This window comes from Thalassorhabdomicrobium marinisediminis (assembly GCF_003072065.1).
Classification (GTDB): domain Bacteria; phylum Pseudomonadota; class Alphaproteobacteria; order Rhodobacterales; family Rhodobacteraceae; genus Octadecabacter; species Octadecabacter marinisediminis.
The window spans coordinates 292,937-309,697 of sequence record NZ_QCYG01000003.1; the positions used below are offsets into that span (position 1 = coordinate 292,937).

The 16,761-nt window shown below is 66.0% G+C and carries 13 protein-coding genes; 11 read left to right on the forward strand and 2 right to left on the reverse strand.

What is annotated here, in order from left to right; all coding sequences use genetic code 11:
• Positions 1 to 55 precede the first annotated feature (55 nt).
• The 11 genes from lhpI (at position 56) to DC363_RS06025 (ending at position 14,271) form a co-directional block, all read left to right on the forward strand.
• Positions 56 to 1,729 (forward strand): cis-3-hydroxy-L-proline dehydratase, encoded by a 1,674-nt coding sequence (gene lhpI, locus DC363_RS05975; RefSeq protein ID WP_108640323.1) that lies wholly within the window; start codon positions 56 to 58, stop codon positions 1,727 to 1,729.
• A 163-nt stretch (positions 1,730 to 1,892) separates the two neighbouring features.
• Positions 1,893 to 3,419 (forward strand): ABC transporter substrate-binding protein, encoded by a 1,527-nt coding sequence (locus tag DC363_RS05980; protein WP_108640216.1) that lies wholly within the window; start codon positions 1,893 to 1,895, stop codon positions 3,417 to 3,419.
• A gap of 78 nt (positions 3,420 to 3,497) precedes the next feature.
• A complete protein-coding gene (locus tag DC363_RS05985) occupies positions 3,498 to 4,454 on the forward strand; it encodes an ABC transporter permease (RefSeq protein WP_108640217.1) in 957 nt (318 codons plus the stop codon).
• The gene (locus DC363_RS05990; RefSeq protein WP_108640218.1) at positions 4,451 to 5,284 is read left to right on the forward strand and encodes an ABC transporter permease; all 834 of its coding nucleotides are present in this window, start codon (positions 4,451 to 4,453) and stop codon (positions 5,282 to 5,284) included. The genes DC363_RS05985 and DC363_RS05990 overlap by 4 nt, the downstream gene beginning before the upstream one ends.
• Positions 5,284 to 6,093, forward strand: coding sequence for an ATP-binding cassette domain-containing protein (locus DC363_RS05995; protein ID WP_108640219.1), 810 nt, complete (start codon positions 5,284 to 5,286; stop codon positions 6,091 to 6,093). The genes DC363_RS05990 and DC363_RS05995 overlap by 1 nt, the downstream gene beginning before the upstream one ends.
• Entirely contained in the window at positions 6,090 to 6,842 is a 753-nt protein-coding gene (locus DC363_RS06000; protein WP_108640220.1) for an ABC transporter ATP-binding protein, read from the forward strand. The genes DC363_RS05995 and DC363_RS06000 overlap by 4 nt, the downstream gene beginning before the upstream one ends.
• Before the next feature lie 16 nt (positions 6,843 to 6,858).
• On the forward strand, positions 6,859 to 7,641 hold the full coding sequence (locus DC363_RS06005; RefSeq protein ID WP_108640221.1) for a DUF1684 domain-containing protein: 783 nt from the start codon (positions 6,859 to 6,861) through the stop codon (positions 7,639 to 7,641).
• A gap of 154 nt (positions 7,642 to 7,795) precedes the next feature.
• Positions 7,796 to 9,472 (forward strand): serine hydrolase, encoded by a 1,677-nt coding sequence (locus tag DC363_RS06010; protein WP_196778381.1) that lies wholly within the window; start codon positions 7,796 to 7,798, stop codon positions 9,470 to 9,472.
• Between the two features lie 98 nt (positions 9,473 to 9,570).
• A complete protein-coding gene (locus DC363_RS06015; protein ID WP_108640222.1) occupies positions 9,571 to 10,161 on the forward strand; it encodes a TetR/AcrR family transcriptional regulator in 591 nt (196 codons plus the stop codon).
• The gene (locus DC363_RS06020; protein ID WP_108640223.1) at positions 10,158 to 11,237 is read left to right on the forward strand and encodes an efflux RND transporter periplasmic adaptor subunit; all 1,080 of its coding nucleotides are present in this window, start codon (positions 10,158 to 10,160) and stop codon (positions 11,235 to 11,237) included. Before DC363_RS06015 ends, DC363_RS06020 begins: the two co-directional genes overlap by 4 nt.
• A 4-nt stretch (positions 11,238 to 11,241) precedes the next feature.
• On the forward strand, positions 11,242 to 14,271 hold the full coding sequence (locus tag DC363_RS06025; protein ID WP_108640224.1) for an efflux RND transporter permease subunit: 3,030 nt from the start codon (positions 11,242 to 11,244) through the stop codon (positions 14,269 to 14,271).
• A 122-nt stretch (positions 14,272 to 14,393) separates the two neighbouring features.
• Here DC363_RS06025 and DC363_RS06030 read toward each other — a convergent pair whose 3' ends face one another.
• Complete coding sequence (locus DC363_RS06030) at positions 14,394 to 15,830, reverse strand: aldehyde dehydrogenase family protein (protein WP_108640225.1); 1,437 nt, start codon at positions 15,828 to 15,830, stop codon at positions 14,394 to 14,396.
• A gap of 40 nt (positions 15,831 to 15,870) precedes the next feature.
• Positions 15,871 to 16,758 (reverse strand): dihydrodipicolinate synthase family protein, encoded by an 888-nt coding sequence (locus DC363_RS06035; RefSeq protein WP_108640226.1) that lies wholly within the window; start codon positions 16,756 to 16,758, stop codon positions 15,871 to 15,873.
• Positions 16,759 to 16,761: the final 3 nt, after the last annotated feature.

The following is a 16,761-nucleotide window of genomic DNA, read 5'->3' on the forward strand; positions in this document are numbered from 1 at the left end:
GCCCCCTTTCGGCGACCATGCGTCGCCTGCCCTCACCCCCGACGGAGGCACCTTCATGAGCGGTCTTTGCATCCTTCCCGGTCACGCCGAAGCCCCTGTTCTGGCCAGCGAAGAGGGTCTGTCGTTCTGGGGCGGCATCGATCCCGCCACCAGCGTGGTGATCGACGCGCACCACCCGCTGCATGGCACATCCTTCGCCGGCCGGATCGTGATGATGCCCACCACCCGCGGCTCTTGCACCGGCTCGGGCGTGCTGCTGGAGCTGATCCAGAACGCCCACGCCCCCGCCGCCCTGATCTTTCGTGAAGAGGAAAACGTCCTGACCCTTGGCGCGCTGGTCGCAAAGGCGCTCTTCGGGCTGACCCTTCCGGTGATCCGCTTGCCCGCCGCGGACTACGCGGCCCTCGCCGCCGCCCCGATCGCCAAGATCACGCCCGAGGCCATCACCGCGCCGGAGCTGACCATTCCGCTCGCGCCTCTCAGCGGCGATCTTGCGCTCTCCGACGCCGATCTTGCCATGCGCGACGGCGACGATCCGGCGTTGCGCATGGCCATGCAGATCATCGAAACGATGGCCCATCTGCAAGGCGCGCCGCGCCTGATCGACGTCTCGCAGGTGCATATCGACGGCTGCATCTACGCCAGCCCCGCCAACCTGCGCTTCGCCCAGAAGGTCGCGGACATGGGTGCGCAGGTGCGCGTGCCGACGACGATGAACGCCATTTCGGTCGATCATGGCAACTGGCGGGCACAGGGCGTGCCGCCGGACTTCGGTCGCCCGGCGCAGGCGCTGGCCGATGCCTATGTGACAATGGGCGCGCGCCCCAGCTTCACCTGCGCCCCCTATCTTCTGGACACGACGCCCAAGGCCGGTGAGGTCATCGCATGGTCGGAATCCAACGCTGTGATCTACGCCAATTCGGTGCTGTCCGCCCGCACCGAGAAGCACCCGGATTTCTTCGATCTGTGCATCGCGCTGACCGGACGGGCACCGCTGGCCGGGCCCTATCTTGACGAGAACCGCGACGCGACGCTGGTCATCGACGTCACCCCGCCCGAGGAGGCCGACGATGCGCTCTGGCCGATGCTGGGCTATCTGGCGGGCCTGCACGCGCCCGACCGGATCCCGCTTCTGACCGGGTTGGAGCACCTGAGTGCCACGGACGACGACCTCAAGGCGCTCTGTGCGGCCTTCGGCACGACCTCGGCCGCGCCCATGTTGCACGTCGCCGGCCACACCCCCGAAGCCCACAGGGTCGCCGCGAACGCGACGCGAACCTCGGTCACCTCCGAAGACCTTGCCCGCGTCTGGGCGCAATTCAACGCAGGTCCCGCACAGGTGGACCTTGTCGCCTTCGGCAGCCCGCATTTCTCGCTCTCCGAGACGCGCCGTCTGGCCGAGTTGCTCGACGGGCACCGGTGCCACCCCGACACCGCGACGATCGTGACGCTGGGGCGCGACACCCTTGCGGAGGTCGAGGCTGACGGCACCCTCGCCAAGCTACACGCTGCGGGCGTGCAAGTGGTGCCCGACATCTGCTGGTGTTCGATCTCCGAACCGGTGTTCCCGCCCTCGGCCCGCACGTTGATGACGAACTCGGGCAAATACGCCCACTACGCCCCCGGCCTCAGCGACCGTGCGGTGCGCTTCGGCTCCCTCGCCGATTGCGCCCACACCGCCCGCACAGGCACCGCGCCCGAGGCCCCACCGTCGTGGCTGGCGGGCTAGCCCTTCGCGCCAGACAACGGCGAGGGCGGGGAAATAACTTCTCGCTTCAACAGCGGCACACGTTGTCCTCCCCCGTTGCCCGTGGTTTCATACGCGCGTTCGCGCAAGGGGGGCCAAGCCTCTTGTCTGGCCGGACCAACATAACAGTCGAATAGGGATCCCCATGCTTACACCGACCCGTCACCCAAATCGCCGCCCCCTGCACTCGGGGGCCGTCAAGGCCGCGCTGGGGGCGATCTCGGCGCTGGCGCTCTCCGCCTCCGCCACATTCGCACAGGATTACAATCCGGACGCTGTGATCAACATCGGCTCGCTCTACGAGCCGCAGAACCTCGACAACACCGCCGGTGCGGGTCAGGGCATCAACGAAGCCTTCAACGGCAACGTCTACGAAGGGCTTTTCGTGCTGACCGACGCGGGCCACGTGGAACCCAGGCTGGTGGACAGCTATGAGATCAGCGACGACCAGCTGACCTACACGTTCACGTTGAAAGAGGGCGTGACCTTCCATTCGGGCGATCCGCTCACCGCGGCGGACGTGAAAAACTCCATCGAGCGGGTGACCGCGGAAGGTTCGGCCAGCTCCCGCAAGCGCACGCTCGCCAATATTGAAACCATCGAGACACCGGACGACCGGACCGTGGTGATCACCCTGTCCTCGCCGTCGATCTCGCTGCCCTACAACCTGTCCTACGTCTGGATCGTCAACGACGACGCGGGCGACATCACCGCCAGCGCGGACGGCACCGGCCCCTATACCTTGCAGGAATGGCGTCGCGGCTCGGCCCTCGCCATGGTGCCCTTCGAAGACTACTGGGGCGAGGCGCCCAGCAATGGCGGGGTGATGTTCCAGTATTTCACCGACGCCACCGCCCAAAACAACGCGCTTCTGACCGGTGCCGTCGACATCATCACCTCGGTGCAAAGCCCTGACGCGCTGTCGCTGTTCACCGACAACCCCGATTTCACCGTGGCCGAGGGTGCGTCCACCACCAAAGAGCTGCTGGCCTATAACGACCGCGTCGCCCCGTTCGACAATGTGGAGGTGCGCGCCGCATTGGCGCGGGCGGTGGACAACGAAAAGCTGCTGCAGGCGATCTGGGGCGATTATGGTACGCTCATCGGGTCTTTCGTGCCGCCCACCGATCCGTGGTATGTGGACCTGACCGACGTGAACGCCTACGATCCCGAAAGCGCCAGGCAGATGCTGGCCGACGCCGGATACCCTGATGGCTTTTCCTTCACCCTCGACACGCCCGATTACGACCCCCATCCGGTTGTCGCGCAGTTCGTCCAGAACGAGCTGGCCAAGGTCGGCGTCGATGTGAAGATCAACATCATCACGGCCAACGAATGGTACACGAAGATCTATCAGGCGCAGGATTTTGAAGCGACCTTGCAGGAACACGTGAACCATCGTGACATCGTGTTCTACGGCAATCCGGACTTCTACTGGGGCTATAACAACCCCGAAGTCGTCGAGCTGATCGCCGGGGCCGAACGCGCCAGCTCGGTCGAGGAGCAGACCGAGATGCTGACCGAGGCGAACAAGATCATCGCGCAGGATGCGGCAAGCATGTGGCTTTATCTCTATCCGCAGATCGTCGTCTCGAAATCGAACGTGACGGGCTATCCGGTGAACGGGTTGAACGCGCAGTTCTTCGTCTCGGACATCCAGAAGGCCGACTAGGGCCGCCTGTCACGGGCCGGTCACGGGGGCCGCGCGGGTTGCGTGCGGCCCCATTACCGCAGGGAAGCATAACAGATCATGCTGGGATACATCACAAGGCGGCTGTTCATCCTGCTGCTGTCCCTTTTCGTTGCGGCCATCGTGCTGTTCGTGCTGCTGCGCCTGCTGCCGGGGGATCCGGCCAATGCGCTGGTGGGGGTCGGCGCGACGCCGGAACAGATCGCCGCCGCGCGTGAACAACTGGGCTCGGACCAGCCGCTGGGGGTGCAGTTCCTCACCTATCTGCGCGACCTTGCGGCCTTTGATCTGGGCAATTCCTTCGTCACCCGCGGCTCGATCCTGGAAGAGATTTCGCGCCGGCTGAGCGTCACCCTGCCGCTGACCTTCGCGGCCTTCTTCCTTGCGCTCGTGATCGCTGTGCCGCTGGGCATTCTGGCCGCCGTCAAGGCCGACCGCTGGTATGGCCTGTTGCTCTCTATCGTCTCGCAGGCCGGGATCGCGGTGCCGGTGTTCTGGCTGGGCATTCTGCTGGTTTATGAATTCTCGCTCACCCTGCGCTGGTTGCCGTCGGGGGGCTTCCCGCTGCGTGGCTATGCCGACCCCGGCCCCGCAATCCGGGCGATGGTGCTGCCGGTTCTGACCATCGCCATCGTCATGTCCGCATCGCTCATGCGCTATGTCCGCGCCTCCACGCTTGACGTGCTCGATTCCGACTTCCTGCGTACCGCGCGGGCCTTGGGCGAAAGCCGCGCCGAAGCCCTGATGCGGCACGGAATCCGCAACGCCTCGGTGCCGGTCATCTCGGTGCTCGCCATCGAGCTGGCCACCGCCTTTCTGGGGGCGGTCGTCGTGGAGCAGGTCTTCTCCCTTCCGGGGATGGGGTCGATGCTGCTTCTGGGCATCCAGCAACGCGACTATCCCAGCATTCAGGGCGTGCTGATCGTCACCACGCTGCTGGTGCTGCTCACGGGCTTTCTGGCGGACCTTCTGCAACGCCTGCTTGATCCGCGCCTGAGACAGGGGGCCCGCAGATGAGCCGCAGCAACGCTCGCACCGGCAAGACCCTCACCCTCTGGCTCAGCCTTGTGCTGGTGGGGGCGATCACCCTTGCCGGTGTTGTGTCCTTTGTCTGGACACCTTTCGCGCTGTCGGACATGGCGGGCGGGCGACTGGAAGCGCCCAACGCCACCCATTGGGCGGGCACGGACCGACTGGGCCGCGACGTGTTCACGCAGCTCATGATCGGCGCCCGCATTGCGCTCATTGTCGGGGCTGGTGCCGTGGCCATCGGCGCGGTGATCGGCGTGATCACTGGCATTCTGGCCGCCTTCGCCACGCGGTTTCTTGACGATGCGCTGGCCGCGTTCTTCGACATTCTCATCGCCTTCCCGACGCTTCTGGTGGCCATGCTGGTCGTCGCCGCGCGCGAGGAATCCTCGCTCAGCACCGCGATCCTGGCCCTTGGCATCGGGCTGTCGCCCATCGTCGGGCGCATCACCCGCATCCTGACCAAACAGGTGCTATCGCAGGACTACATCACCGCCGCGCGCGTCTGCGGCACGTCCTGGCCGGTGATCGTGATCTGGCACATCCTGCCGAACATCGCGCCGTTTCTCGCGGTCAATCTGGCGCTGCAATTCGGACTGGCGGTGATGGCCGAAGCCTCGCTGTCGTATCTGGGCCTTGGCGCGCCGCCGCCCAACGCCTCATGGGGGCGGATGCTGCAAGAGGCGCAGGGCACGGTCTATTCCGCACCTTGGGGCGCGATCTTCCCCGGGTTGGCGCTCTTCGCGCTGGTGATCGGGATCAACCTGCTGGCCGATGGTCTGCGCGACCGCTTCGACCCAAGCCGGAGGAGCGCATGATGGCTGATCTTTTGACCGTGGACGCCCTGACGTTGGCCACTGCCGAGACGGTTCTGGTCGAGGATCTGTCCTTCTCCATCGGACGCGGCGAACGGTTCGGGCTGATCGGTGAAAGCGGGTCGGGCAAGTCACTGACCTCGCTGGCCGTCCTTGGCCTGTTGCCGCCCGCGATCCGGGCCACGGGTCAGGTCACATTGGACGGCCAAGCCATCGTCGGTGCGCCGGAGCGTAAGCTGCGCGGGCTGCGGGGCAGCGTCGTGGCCAGCGTGTTTCAGGAACCGCTGACCGCGCTGGACCCGCTGATGCCATTGGGCCGCCAGATCGCCTTGCCGGTACGCCGCCGCCTGCGCCGCGAAGGACGCGACAGCACGCGCACCGCCGTCCGGCGCGAGGTTCACGCGCTTATGGATCAGGTGCGTCTGCCCGACCCGCAAAGGCTTTACGACGCCTATCCGCATGAGGTTTCCGGCGGGCAGCGCCAGCGCGTCGCCATCGCCATGGCGCTGGCCTGTCAGCCCCGCCTGCTGATCGCCGACGAGCCCACGACCGCCCTTGATGTCACCACGCAGGTCGAGATCATTCGCCTGATCAACACGCTTGTCGAAGAACTCGACATCGCGCTGCTGTTTATCAGCCACGACCTTGCCGTTGTGGGCCAGATGGCCGAGCGGGTGATGGTCATGCGCAACGGCCGCGCGGTCGAGACCGGCGCGATGCAACAGGTGCTGACCCGCCCGCGCGACGCTTACACCCGCGCCCTTGTCACCGCCGCGCGGCGCTTCGATCACGCGCTGGAGGGACAGCCATGACCCTTTTGACGCTTGAAAACGTAGGCTTTTCCTATGGCAAGGGCCAGCGCGTCCTGGAAGATATCTCGTTCACCGTGCCGCGTGGGTCCAATGTCGGGCTGGTGGGCGAAAGCGGCTCGGGCAAATCGACGCTGCTGCGGCTTTTGCTGGGGCTAGAACGCCCGCAGACCGGCCGTATCCTCTTTGACGGTGCCCCGCTTGAAGCGCGGGACGCCCCCGCCATGCGCGCCTATCGCAAGCGGGTGCAGGCTGTGTTTCAGGACCCTTATTCCTCGCTCAACCCCGCGCATCGCATCCGCCGGATCGTGACCGAACCGCTGCGCTCGCTCAAGGTGCCCGGGGATCATCTGGCCATGGCGCAAGAGGCCATCGCCGCCGTCGGCCTTTCCCCCGATACGCTGGACCGCCACCCGCACCAGTTCTCCGGCGGGCAGCGCCAGCGCATCGCCATCGCCCGCGCCATCGTCTCCCGCCCCGAGCTCATCCTTGCGGACGAAGCGGTCAGCGCGCTGGATCTCTCCACCCGCGTGCGCGTTGTCGATTTGTTCGAAGAGATCTCCGAGCGGATGACCATGCTGTTCGTGTCCCATGACATGGGCGTGGTCGCCGCGCTCTGCGACCGGATCGTCGTGCTGGACCGCGGCCACATCGTCGAAGCCGGCGAGACCGCGACAATCCTGAACGCCCCGCAACACCCCTATACGCGCAGCCTGCTGGACAGCATTCCGCGGATGCCCGTCGCCCCCTGATCTCAAAGGATAAGACATGACCGTTTCGCAAGACTTCAAAGACGCCCACGCCCAATGGTTCGAAACCCGCCTCGCCAAGCTCAAGGCCGAGGACGGCTGGCTCAACCTGCTGGGGCGCTGGTGGGTCGAGGACGGAACCTACACCATCGGCAGCGCTGCGGAGTGCGACGTCCGGCTGCCGGTCGGGCCTGCGCGTCTGGGGACCTTGACGTTCAACGGCGATGACAAGGGCACGTTCACGCCCGCCGACGGAGATCCGGTGGCGATCGACAAGGCGGCGGGACCAATGGCTTGGCGTGCGGGCCGCTTCCTGCTTGAGATCACCGCCCCAAACGCCCGCCGCGCCCTGCGCATCCGCGACACCGAACACGACACCGAGGCCGCGCTGAAACCGATCCCGTTCTATGCCCTAGACCCCGCCCTGCGCATCACCGCAAAGTTGGAAGCTCTGCCCGAGCCGATGACCATCACCCTTGATACGGTGATCGGCGTGCCAACCAAGGCCACCGTGACCCACAGGGCGCGGTTCGAACTGGGCGGCGAAGAGGTCTGCATGCTTGCCACCTATGGCACACCCGAGCGGCCGCAATTCATCTTCCGCGACCTCACCTCACTCGATGAGACCTATGGCGACATGCGGTTCGTCTTCGGCGAAGAGGTGACGGAAGACAGCGTGGTGGTCGATTTCAACCGCGCGGTCAATCCGCCCTGCGCCTTCACCGACCACGCGATCTGCCCCCTCGCCCCGCGCGAAAACCTGTTTTCCCTGCGGATCGAAGCGGGCGAAAAGCGGGTCTAACGCCAAAGGCCGGGGGCCGACACCGTCGGTTTGCCAGTTGGCTCAGCAGGGGACAACCGGCCCCCGCTGTGATGCGGCACTTCCAATTTGCACGGCTTCTGTCACACTGCACGGGCATGTTTTTGCCCGCCACAGAAGACAGGGAGCCGAAACCATGAAGCTGCGCGGCACACCGGAACCGACAAAGATGGACCCCGTGCGCCGCCCCCGTGCGGGTAGGAGGGGTGCTGCGCGCGGGCGGTTCGCCGGCGCTGTGCTGCTCGCCGCGCTGCTATGCGGCGCCCTGCCCGGTGCCGCACAGGCCGAAGCTCTGCCGCCCCTCGTCCTGCCCGATCCGGCGACCCCGCCCCCGATGGCGGTGCTTCTGCCCGTGCCGGAGGCGCGGATCATGGCGGCGGTTGCGACGCTGGACGATCTGGCACAGGACATCCTCACGCGCACCGGCATTCCCGGTCTGGCCATCGCGGTCGTCCATGACGGGCGCACCCTCTATGCCCGCGGCTTTGGCGCGCGCGTGGTGGGCCAGCCGGAGCGCGTTGATCCCGATACGGTTTTCCTCCTCGCCTCGGTCTCGAAACCGGTCGGTGCCACCGTCGTCGCCACACAGGTGGATGCGGGCCTTGTGCGCTGGGACAGCCCGATCCGCGATGCCCTGCCCACGTTCGATCTGGGGGAGGGCTGGATCAGCGAACACGTCACCATCGGCGATCTTTACGCCCATCGCTCGGGCCTGCCCGATCACGCCGGGGACGATCTGGAAGATATCGGCTTTGACCGCGCCACGGTGCTCGACCGGCTCGCCCTGCTGCCGAAAGGCGCGTTCCGCACGGATTATGCCTATACCAATTTCGGCCTGACCGCCGCCGCCGAGGCTGTCGCCACCGCCGCCGGCATGGACTGGGCCAGCCTGTCCGAGACCGCACTTTACGGGCCGCTGGGCATGGCGGACACCAGCTCACGGCATGCCGACTACATGGCGCGGGCCAATCGCGCGTCGAGCCATGTGGCGACCGCCGAGGGCTACGCCGTGGCCGATACGCGCCAGCCCGACGCACAAAGCCCGGCAGGCGGGGTGAGTTCCAGCGCGCGCGACATGGCCCGCTGGATGGCGATGGTTCTGGGGCGGGGCATGTCCGGACAGGGGCGCCTGATTTCTGAAGAGGCGCTTTTGCCGGCCATCACCGCGCAGGTGCTGCGCGGGGCGCAGATGGATGTTTCCGCCCGTCCGGGGGCCTATGGCTTCGGCTTCAACGTGGATACGCGCCCCTCGGGGCGGGTGTCGCTCAGCCATTCGGGGGCCTTCGCCCTTGGCGCGTCCACGAGCCTTGCCATGCTGCCCGACCTCGGGCTGGGCATCGTCGTCCTGACCAACGCCCCCCCGACCGGCGCAGCCGAAGCCATCACGGCGAGCTTTCTGGACCGGGCCGAGCTTGGGGCGGACAGCCGCGACTGGCTGGCCACCTATGCGCCCTTCATGGCCCCGCTGTCGGCCCCCGTGGGCGATCTTGTGGGCGCAGCCCCCCCGGCCGACCCTGCCCCGGCCGGGCCGGATGACCGCTATGTCGGCACCTACGACAACAGCTATTTCGGCCCCGTATCGGTCGCGGTATCGGGCGGGTGCCTTGTTCTGCGGCTGGGGCCGCAGCGCCGGGAATTACCCTTGCAGCATTGGGACGGAGATACCTTTGTGGCCCATCCGGTGACGGAAAACCAACCCGCGGGCTCGGTGTCGCGGGTGGAGTTCCTGCAAGCCACCCCGGGCGCGGCCAAGGCGCTTCGCATCGAACATCTGGACGGCGACGGGCTTGGCCTGTTCCAGCGGGGGACCTGATCCACCCCGCGGCCGACTGGACCGCGCACGCGATTTTCAAATTGACAATTTCCGTTCATCTGTCAAAAGCGCGCAGCAGAGACTCGCGGGATCAACCGATGAACGAAACAGAACAGGCCCTGCTTGAGGCGGCGATGCGGGTGTTTTCGCGCTACGGCGTGAAGCGCACCAACATGAGCGACCTGTGCGAAGAGGCCGGCGTGTCGCGTCAGACCTTCTACAACAATTTCCGCAACAAGGATGACATTCTGCGCGCCCTGATCCGCAGTTTTACCGCGCGTGCGCTGGCCGAGATCGACGCGCACCGCCCGGCGTGCCCCACGCTGGGGGCGCAGCTTGATCTGGTGTTCGAGCAGACCGTGATCGCGGGCTTCGACATGGTCAGTGCGATGCCCAATGCGGAAGATTTCATCGATGGCGTCCACGCCAGCAGCAAGCAAGAGGTCGAGGCCACGCACGCCCAGTTCCGGCGCGTGATCGCGGACATCCTTGCCCCCTACGCGCCGCAGCTCGGCAAGGCGGGCGTCGATGTCGCCTCTTTGTCGGATTTCGTGCAGCGCGCCTCCAAAGCCGCCGCGATTGCGGCGCAAGATCGCGACCACCTTTTGACCCAACTCGCCACGCTGCGCCAGCTTTGCCTTGCCGCCGCGAACCAACTGAATGCCCCTGAACAAGGACCGTCCCGATGATCTTACCGATCCGCCCTGCCTCTCGCCCGCTGGCCGCCCGGCTGGGGATCGCGGCGCTTGTCGCAACACTGGCCTTGGGCCTTGCGACCGCGCCGGTTCAGGCCGAGACGCCGGTCGCCAAACTGACCGAAGTCACCGCGGGCGCGGGCGATCTGCACCGGGTTTTCTTCGGCAAGGTCGTGGCGCGCGAAACCGTCGATCTGCCCTTTCAGGTGACCGGACAGGTCGTGACCTTCCCGGTCGAGGAAGGCGCCGAGGTGCCCAAGGGCGGTCTGGTCGCGGCCATGGACCTTGAGCCCTTCGAGTTGGCCCTTGAAGAGGCCGACGCGCGCGCCGCCGCGGTGGGGCGCACCCTGGACCGCTACCAGCAACTCGTGGGGTCGGCGGTCTCGGAATCCAATCTCGAAGACGCCGAGACGCAGGTGGAACTGGCCATGATCGCGCAGCAGAACGCCGAACGCGCGCTGCGCAACGCGACCCTGCACGCGCCCTTCGACGCCATCGTGGCCCGCCGACTGGTGCCGAACTATTCCACGGTCAGCGCCGGAACCCCCGTCGTGCGCCTGCACGATATGTCCGATCTGAGGATCGAGATCGACGTGCCCGAGACGCTGTTCCATCGCGCGCTGCAGGACCCTGCCCTGACCCTTACGGCAGAGTTTCCCGCCAGTGACCGGATCTTCCCGCTAGAGATCCGCGAATACAACGCCGAAACCGCCGAGGTCGGCCAGACCTACCGGCTGACCCTTGGCATGGAGCCGCCCGAGGACATCACCATTCTGCCCGGCGCCTCCGCCAAGGTCAGCGCCCGCCTTACCACCGGGGCCGGGCAGATCGTCCTGCCAGCCTCGGCCATCGTGATCGGCAACGACGATCGCCCCCGTGTCATGCTGTTCGAGCCTGCGGGCGCCGAAGTCGGGACGGTCCGCGCCACGCCGGTCGAGATCTCGCCCACGGATCGCGGCACGGTCGAGGTCACCGCCGGGCTGCAACCGGGGCAAGAGGTCGTCGCCATCGGGGGCGCGCAACTGTCTGACGGCGCGCAAGTGCGCCGCTTCACCGGCTTCGAAGACTGAACCGATGGATATTGCACGCTTCTCCATCGATCGCCCGGTCTACACCTGGATCGTCATGTTGATTTGCCTGCTGGGCGGCATCTGGGGCTTTGCCTCGCTCGGCCGCCTTGAGGACCCGGCCTTCACCATCAAGACCGCTGTTGTGGTCACGCAATACCCCGGCGCCTCGGCCGAGGAAGTGGCGCTGGAGGTCACCGAACCGCTGGAATCCCAGATCCAGAAGATGGGCGAGGTCAAGGACATCCAGTCGATGAACCAGCCCGGCCTATCGTGGATCACGGTGAACATGAAGGACACCTACGACGGCACGGAACTGCCGCAGATCTGGACCAAGCTGCGCAACCGCGTGGGCGAAGCGGCCCTGCCCGCAGGGGCCACGCGGCCCTTCGTCAACGACAGCTTCGGCGACGTCTACGGGCTTTACTATGCCGTGACCGCACCGGGCTTTTCCGACGCCGAAATCAACCGCCTTTCGACCTATCTGCGGCGCGAGCTTCTGGCCGTCGATGGCGTGGCCGATGTCGCCCTGTCCGGCGTCCCGGACGAGGTGATCTATGTCGAGCCGGACCCGGCGCTGAGCACCACCCTGGGCATTCCGCCCACCGCGCTGCTGGGGGCCGTGGCCAGCGCCAACGAGATCGTCGATGGCGGCACCTTGCAAAACAGCGACGGGCGCATGCTGATCCAGCGGCCTTCGGGCTCGGACAGCGTGTCCGAAATTGCGGCGCTGTCGATCGGCATTGGCGGGCAAATCGTCAACCTCACCGATTTCGCGCATATCTATCGCGGCCCCGAAGCGAACCCCGACCTGATCGTGCGCCACAACGGCACCGAGGCTTTCACGCTGGGCGTGGCCGGGATCGCCACCGAGAACATCGTCGAGGTCGGCAAACGCGTCGATGCCCGGCTTGAGCAGCTGCGCGAAACCCTGCCCTTGGGCATTTCGGTGCAGTCGGTCTATCGCCAACACCGGGTGGTGGAAGAGGCCTCGAACGCCTTTCTGGTCAACCTCGCCATGTCGGTCACCATCGTCGTCGTGGTGCTGGCCGTCTTCATGGGCTGGCGCGCGGCCATTGTCGTCGGCACCACGTTGTTGCTGACGGTCGTGGGCACGCTGTTCTTCATGAACCTCGCCTCGATCGAGATGGAGCGGATTTCACTAGGGGCGCTGATCATCGCCATGGGCATGTTGGTCGACAACGCCATCGTCGTGGCCGAAGGGATGCAGATCGCCATGCGGGGCGGCAAAAGCTCGCGCGACGCCGCGACCGAGGCCGCCAGCAAGACGCAGACCCCCCTGCTGGGGGCCACGGTGATCGGCATCATGGCCTTCGCAGGCATCGGGCTGTCGCCGGATGCCACGGGCGAATTCCTGTTCTCGCTCTTTGCCGTGATCGCGATTTCCCTGCTGCTGTCCTGGGTGCTGGCGCTCACGGCGACGCCCTTGCTGGGGCATTACTTCTTCCGGCGCGGTGCCGGCGGCGGCGGCGAGGAATACGACGGCGCAATCTTCCGCGGCTACGCGGCCGTGCTGCGTGTCTCCTTGCGTTTGCGCTGGCTGGTGATTGCGGCCCTCGTTGTGGGCACGGCGGTCTGCTACGTCCTCTTCGGTCAGATCAAGCAGCAGTTCTTCCCCGACAGCAACACGCCGCTTTACTTCGTGCACTACAAGCTGCCGCAGGGCGCGTCGATCCACCAGACCTCCGACGATCTTGTGGTGCTTGAAGACTGGCTGGACGCGCGGGACGCGGTTGAGGCCGTGACCTCGTTCACCGGTCAAGGCGCCGCGCGATTCATGCTGACCTATCAGGCCGAGGATCCGAACCCGAGCTATGGCCACCTGATCGTGCGCGTCACCTCGCTCGACGTGATCGAGGCGGAGATGGACGCGCTTGAGGCTTACGCGACCGAGGCGCTGCCGCAGGGTGAATTCCGCGTCAAACGACTGGCCTTTGGCCCCGGCGGCGGCGCCCCGGTCGAAGTGCGCTTTCTGGGCCGGGACGCGGACGTGCTGCGCGATCTTGCCGATGACGCCATGGCGCGGATGCAAAACGCCTCGGACAACGTGGTGGCCGTGCGGCACGACTGGCGCGAACGTGAGCTGGTGCTGCGGCCGATCTATGCCGAGGACCGCGCGCAGGATGTGGGCATCTCGCGCAGCCAAATCACCGAGACCCTGAAGTTCGCCACTGAAGGGATCGACGCCGGCACCTTCCGCGAAGGCGACCGCCAGATTCCCATCGTCATCCGCTCGCCCCGCGACGCCGATCTGGCCCTGATCGATCACGTGATCCACACCGGTGACGGCGGCACGCTGGTGCAACTGGATCAGGTCACGGACGGATTCCGCTTCGAGGCGCAAGACACGCTGATCCACCGCCGCGACCGGCGGCAGGTGATCACCGTTGGCGCCGACATCCCGCGCGGCATGACCGCAGCGCAGGTGCAGGCCGAGGTGCAGGATGCGCTCGAGGCGATGGACCTGCCCGAAGGCTACCGCATGGAATGGGGCGGCGAGCTGGAAAGCGCGACCGAGGCGCAGGCCTCGTTGGGCAGCCAACTGCCGCTGAGCGCCATCATCATGGTGCTGATCTCGGTGCTTTTGTTCAACGCGCTGCGCCAGCCGTTGATCATCTGGCTGTTGGTGCCGATGGCGGTGAACGGCGTGAGCCTCGCGCTGCTGGGCGCGGGCCTGCCCTTTACCTTCACGGCGCTTCTGGGGCTTCTGTCGCTCTCGGGGATGTTGATCAAGAACGGCATCGTGCTGGTCGAGGAGATTGACCTGACCCGGGAAGCACGCCCCGAGTTGCCCCTGCGGGATGCCATTGTCACCGCTTCGACATCGCGCCTCAGGCCGGTTTTTCTTGCGGCGGCGACGACCATTCTGGGCATGCTGCCGCTGCTGACCGACGCCTTCTTCCAGTCGATGGCAGCCACGATCATGGGCGGGCTGGCTTTTGCCTCGGTCCTCACCCTGATCGCCGCGCCGGTGTTCTACTTTGTGATGTTCCGCAGGGCAGCAAAACCGTCCTGATGGTCAGAGACAGCGCAGCGGGGCCCTGCGGGCCTTAACGTGCTGCTGTTTGCAGATCGAGCCATCCGCGTCGCGCGATTGCGGCGCTGACCCCGTTTGCCGGGGTCAGAGCCGATCGAACTCTATCCCGCGAAAACGTAGGACGTCTTGACGGTCGTATAGAACTCAACCGCATAGCGCCCCTGTTCGCGCGGGCCGAAGGACGATCCTTTGCGCCCGCCGAACGGCACATGATAGTCGACACCCGCCGTGGGCAGGTTGACCATGACCATCCCCGCTTCGGCGCGGCGCTTGAAGGTGCGGGCGGATTTCAGGCTGGTCGTGCAGATCCCCGCAGAGAGGCCGAAGTCGGTGTCATTGGCCACAGAGATGGCCTCTTCCAGATCGGCGACCTTGATGACCGACCCGCAGGGGCCGAAGATCTCCTCGCGGTTGATCCGCATGGAGTTGTCGGTGCCCAGAAACAGCGCGGGGGCCTGATAAAAGCCCGGCGCGTCAAGCTCCAACCGCTCGCCGCCGATGACCTCGCCCGCCTCTTTGCGGGCCAGCTCGATGTACTCAAGATTGGACTTGAGCTGCTTTTCGTCCACCACGGGGCCGATCTGGGTGTCGGGATCGCGCGCGTCGCCGACCTTCAGCGCCTGCATCTGCTTGCTGAGTTCCGCGACGAAGGCGTCGTGGATCCCCTCTTGCACGATCAGACGCGAAGATGCCGTGCAGCGCTGCCCGGTCGAGAAGAACGTGCCATTAAGACAGGCCGACACCGCGACGGAGAGATCCGCATCGTCCAGCACGACCATGGGGTTCTTGCCGCCCATCTCGAGCTGCACCTTCTTTTGCATCTTGCCGCAGACCTCGGCGATGTGATGGCCGGTGCCGACCGAGCCGGTGAAGGAAATCGCGTCAATGTCCGGATGGGTGACGATCGCTTCCCCCACGGTTGAGCCGCGCCCCATCACAAGGTTGAACACCCCCGCCGGGCAACCGTTTTCGTGCAGCAGGGTGGCGATGACATGGGCGCAGGCCGGTGTCAGGTCGGCGGGTTTGAGGATCACGCAGTTGCCATAGGCCAGCGCAGGCGCGATCTTCCATGCGGGGATCGCGATGGGGAAGTTCCACGGCGTGATCAAGCCGACGATGCCCACCGGTTCGCGGGTGATCTCCACGTCGATGTCCGGCCGGACCGAGGTCTGCAACTCACCGGCTACGCGCAGCGCTTCACCGGCGAAGAACTTGAACACCTGCGAAGCGCGCATCGTCTCGCCCACGCCTTCGGCCAGGGTCTTGCCTTCCTCACGCGCGAGAAGAGCGCCAAACTCGCTGCTGCGGGCGGCCAGCGCGTTGCCCACGGCATCGAGCAGATCGTGACGCGCCTGCGGCGTGCTGTTGGCCCAACTGTCCCGCGCGGCTTGCGCAGCCTCAACCGCACGCGCGACCGAGGACGCATCGCCGTAGGAGTAGCTGCCGATCACGTCGTTGGTGTCCGAGGGGTTCACGTTGTCGTTGTAGTTGCCGAAGCTGACCCACTCACCGTTGATCAGATTGTCATACTTGGTCATTGTCTCTCACTTTCATTGAAGGAACTTATGCCGGGCGGGATCAGCCGGCCATTTCGACTGCGCGCACCGGCTCAAGCGGAGCGAGCGCGGCGGCCTGTTTGGCCGAAAGCGCCATGAACGGCGGCAGGACATGGTCCCAGACCGGATCGCCGGTGCGCTGCGCCATCAGATGCTTGATCGACGGGATCAACGGCTGGCTGGCGATCAGCGCGCGGATCTTGGCCACACGCTCAAGACGTGCGGCGTCCGGCGCGTCCCGCGTCGCCCAAAGCTGCGCACACAGGCTGGCAGAATAATTTACCGTGGCCGAGATGCAGCCCGCAAAACCCGCGTCTGCGGCCTCGCCGATCGACGTCTCGGAGCTGGGGAACACCCGGAACTCGGGCAAGGCCTTGGCCAGCGCGCGACAGTAGTCGAGATCGCCCGAGGAATCCTTGATGCCGGTGAAACGGTCGGGAAAGGCCCTGTGCAGCCGTTCGATCAGGTCCTGCGACAGGGTCATCCCGGTCATCTGCGGATAGTTGTAAAGATAGATCCGGATCTTGCGACGGCCCAGCGCCCGATGCACCGCCGCATACCATTCGAACAGCCCGTCATCGGTCACCGGCGCGTAGTAATACGGCGGCAGCACAAGGGCCACCGCATAGCCCAGCTCGCCCGCGTGACAGGTGAGCGCGCAGGTCTCGGCCAGCGACGGCGTGCCGGTGCCGACCATCAGCCGCTCGGGGTCGAGCGCTTCTGCCGCCCAGCGCATAATGTCCTTGCGGGTGGCGGTGTCGAAGGAGTTCGCTTCTCCGGTGGAGCCCAGAATGTTAAGCCCGTCACAGCCCTGCGCCAGCGCATAAAGGCAATGTTCGACAAAGGCTGCGTGTTGTGGCGTGCCGTCACCGTCCACCGGTGTCGGCACAGCGGCAATGATACCCTGCATGAT

Excerpts from the sequence above, each read along its gene's own strand:
- lhpI (WP_108640323.1), top strand. The coding sequence starts at position 56 with ATGAGCGGTCTTTGCATCCTTCCCGGTCACGCCGAAGCCCCTGTTCTG.
- DC363_RS05980 (WP_108640216.1), top strand. The coding sequence starts at position 1,893 with ATGCTTACACCGACCCGTCACCCAAATCGCCGCCCCCTGCACTCGGGG.
- DC363_RS05985 (WP_108640217.1), top strand. The coding sequence starts at position 3,498 with ATGCTGGGATACATCACAAGGCGGCTGTTCATCCTGCTGCTGTCCCTT.
- DC363_RS05990 (WP_108640218.1), top strand. The coding sequence starts at position 4,451 with ATGAGCCGCAGCAACGCTCGCACCGGCAAGACCCTCACCCTCTGGCTC.
- DC363_RS05995 (WP_108640219.1), top strand. The coding sequence starts at position 5,284 with ATGGCTGATCTTTTGACCGTGGACGCCCTGACGTTGGCCACTGCCGAG.
- DC363_RS06000 (WP_108640220.1), top strand. The coding sequence starts at position 6,090 with ATGACCCTTTTGACGCTTGAAAACGTAGGCTTTTCCTATGGCAAGGGC.
- DC363_RS06005 (WP_108640221.1), top strand. The coding sequence starts at position 6,859 with ATGACCGTTTCGCAAGACTTCAAAGACGCCCACGCCCAATGGTTCGAA.
- DC363_RS06010 (WP_196778381.1), top strand. The coding sequence starts at position 7,796 with ATGAAGCTGCGCGGCACACCGGAACCGACAAAGATGGACCCCGTGCGC.
- DC363_RS06015 (WP_108640222.1), top strand. The coding sequence starts at position 9,571 with ATGAACGAAACAGAACAGGCCCTGCTTGAGGCGGCGATGCGGGTGTTT.
- DC363_RS06020 (WP_108640223.1), top strand. The coding sequence starts at position 10,158 with ATGATCTTACCGATCCGCCCTGCCTCTCGCCCGCTGGCCGCCCGGCTG.
- DC363_RS06025 (WP_108640224.1), top strand. The coding sequence starts at position 11,242 with ATGGATATTGCACGCTTCTCCATCGATCGCCCGGTCTACACCTGGATC.
- DC363_RS06030 (WP_108640225.1), bottom strand. The coding sequence starts at position 15,830 with ATGACCAAGTATGACAATCTGATCAACGGTGAGTGGGTCAGCTTCGGC.
- DC363_RS06035 (WP_108640226.1), bottom strand. The coding sequence starts at position 16,758 with ATGCAGGGTATCATTGCCGCTGTGCCGACACCGGTGGACGGTGACGGC.